The 2,931-nt window shown below is 65.7% G+C and carries 2 protein-coding genes; both read left to right on the top strand.

Annotation, left to right across the window (positions count from 1 at the left end; genetic code table 11):
- Window positions 1-505: MBL fold metallo-hydrolase (locus tag VEC03_RS06590; protein WP_324913759.1), on the top strand; the 505-nt coding region annotated here is incomplete at its 5' end.
- 33 nt (window positions 506-538) lie between these two features.
- On the top strand, window positions 539-2,931 hold a 2,393-nt coding region (locus VEC03_RS06585; protein WP_324913757.1), incomplete at its 3' end, for a GspE/PulE family protein.

Here is a 2,931-nt window from a genome sequence, read left to right as displayed (position 1 = left end):
CGTGATCTGGCCGGACTTCAGCCGCATCCCGACGCCGGACAAGCCCTTCATCACCTTCCACGAGATCCAAGTCGGGCAGGTACTGGAGCTGGGCGGCAAGCGCATCGAGGTGATGCCGGCGGTGCACACGGTGCCGGCCTGCGGCTATGCGATTTCCGGCGGCGGAGGCCACTGGGTGTTCACCGGCGACACCGAGCGCAACCCGGCGTTCTGGCGGCGGCTGAACGAGATGAACGTCGCGGCCCTGGTGATCGAGACCGCCTTCAGCAACCGCGAGAAGGACCTGGCTCGCCGCAGCCTGCACCTGTCGCCGCACGCGTTGGCCGAGGAGCTCGACTGCATCGAGCGGGGCCGGTCGTTCCCGATCTTCATCACCCACACCAAGCCGGCCGAGACCGACCTGATCATGGCCGAGATCCAGCGCTTCGACCAGACGCAGCCTTTCGGCCCCAACGTCACCCACGACATCCGCTACCTGCGCGCTGGCCAGGAATTCGAGCTGTAGCGGCTCGCGCAGCGCGCACGTCCAGGAGCTTCCATGAGCGCCGTCCTCAAGCAAGAGCGGGATTCGCAGGCCTTCTTCGACTCGCAGCAGTTGCCGCCCGACAAGCGCGGCGTCACCTTCGAAGCGCTGTTCTTCCGGCAGCTCCAGGTCGTCACGACCAAGATCCACGAGACGGAGAACATCGACCAGATCATGCTGGAGTCCAGCCAGGACATCTGCAAGCTGTTCAACGCGGACCGGCTCACGCTCTACGCGGTCAACGAGGACCGCACGGCGATCATCTCCAAGGTCAAGACCGGGCTGAACGCGGCCAAGGACCTGAAGCTGCCGATCGGCACCCAGAGCATCGCGGGCTACGTGGCGCATGCCAGGCAGATGGTCAACATCGCCGACGTCTACGACGACGAGGCGCTCAAGCGCATCCACCCGACCCTGAGCTTCCTGAAGGAGGTGGACAAGCGATCGGGCTACCGCACCAAGCAGATGCTGGTGGTGCCCATCCTCGATGGCGACGTGCTGCACGGCGTCATCCAGGTGATCAACAACAAGAGCGACCAGCCGTTCGGCGAGCTGGAGATCGAAGGCGCTGCGCAGCTGTGCAAGACGCTGGCCACGGCCATCCGCCAGCGCATGCAGAAGGAGCAGGAGAGCCAGCGCCGGCGGGCGACCAAGTACGACGGCCTGCTGGCCGACGGCGTGCTGACTCAGGAAGAGCTGCAGCAGTGCATCGCCAAGGCGCGCGAGGAAGGCAAGCCGGTCGAACACGTGCTGATGGCCGACTTCCAGATCCGCCCGGCGCAGATCGGCCCGTCGCTGGCCAAGTTCTTCGGCGTGCCCTATGAGCCGTTCAATGCCGGCCGTATCCGCTCCGAGCAGCTGCAGGGGCCGCTCAAGCGCGACTTCGTCGAGGAGCAGGGCTGGATCCCGCTGGAGGAGTCGGCCGACGGGCTGGTGGTGATGTGCGTGGACCCGGAGGCGGTGCGCGGCTCGCGCATCGTGCCCCAGGTGTTCCCGCGCCACTCCAAGTTTTCCTACCGCGTCACCACCCAAACCGAATTCGAGGAGACGCTGGCCCAGCTCTATGGCGCCGGCGAGGGCGGCGCCTCCATCGACGAACTGCTGGCCGACCTGACCGCGCCGGCCGATGACGACGGCGACGACACCAGCCTGGAGTCGGCCGCCTCGGACAACGAACTGGTCAAGTTCGTCAACAAGGTCATCATCGACGCCTACAACCAGCGCTGCTCGGACATCCACATCGAGCCGCTGCCGGGCAAGGGCAAGACCGGCATCCGCTTCCGCATCGACGGGAGCCTGGTGCCCTACATCGAGGTCCCCTCGCACTTCCGCCAGGCGCTCGTCACGCGCCTCAAGATCATGTGCGACCTCGACATCTCCGAGCGCCGCAAGCCCCAGGACGGCAAGATCAAGTTCAAGAAGTACGGGCCGCTCGACATCGAGCTGCGCGTGGCCACCATCCCCTCGGCCGGCGGTGTCGAGGACGTGGTGATGCGGATCCTGGCCGCCGGCGAGCCGATCCCGCTGGAGAAGCTCGGCCTCACGCCCGTCAACAAGGAGCGGCTGGAGAAGACCGTCAGCAAGCCGTACGGGCTGTTCTACGTCTGCGGCCCCACTGGCTCGGGCAAGACCACCACCCTGCACTCGATCCTGAAGTTCCTGAACACGCCCGAGACCAAGATCTGGACCGCCGAGGACCCGGTGGAAATCACCCAGAAGGGCCTGCGCCAGGTGCAGATCAACAAGAAGGCCGGCATCGACTTCGCGCTGGTGATGCGGGCCTTCCTGCGGGCCGACCCGGACATCATCATGGTGGGCGAATCGCGCGACAAGGAAACCGTGTCCATGGGCGTGGAAGCCTCGCTCACCGGCCACCTGGTGTTCTCGACGCTGCACACCAACTCGGCGCCCGAGTCCATCACCCGGCTGCTGGACATGGGCATGGACCCGTTCAACTTCGCCGACGCGCTGCTGGGCATCCTGGCGCAGCGCCTGGCCAAGAAGCTGTGCGACTGCAAGGAGGCCTATTACCCCGAGCAGGAGGAGATCCGCACCTTCATCGCCGAATACGTCGAGGACCTGCGGCACACCACCGCCTGGAAGGCCGACTACGCGGGCGAGGCCAAGAAGCTCTACACCACCTGGGTCGAGAACTACGGCGAAAACGGCCGGCTGAAGTTCTACCGCCACGTCGGCTGCGACAAGTGCAACAAGACCGGCTACAAGGGCCGCGTCGGCCTGCACGAACTGCTCATCGCCGAGGACGAGATCAAGAAACTGATCCAGGAACGCGCCCGGGTGGCCGACATCTTCGTGGCCGCCGTGGCGACCGGCATGCGCACCCTGAAAATGGACGGCATGGAAAAGATCATGCTGGGCCTGACCGACCTCAAGCAGGTCCGGTCCGT

This window comes from Ramlibacter sp. (assembly GCF_035627355.1).
GTDB lineage: Bacteria > Pseudomonadota > Gammaproteobacteria > Burkholderiales > Burkholderiaceae_C > Ramlibacter.
The sequence above is the reverse complement of the archived record's forward strand: the minus strand, read 5'-3'. Positions and strand labels throughout refer to the sequence as shown.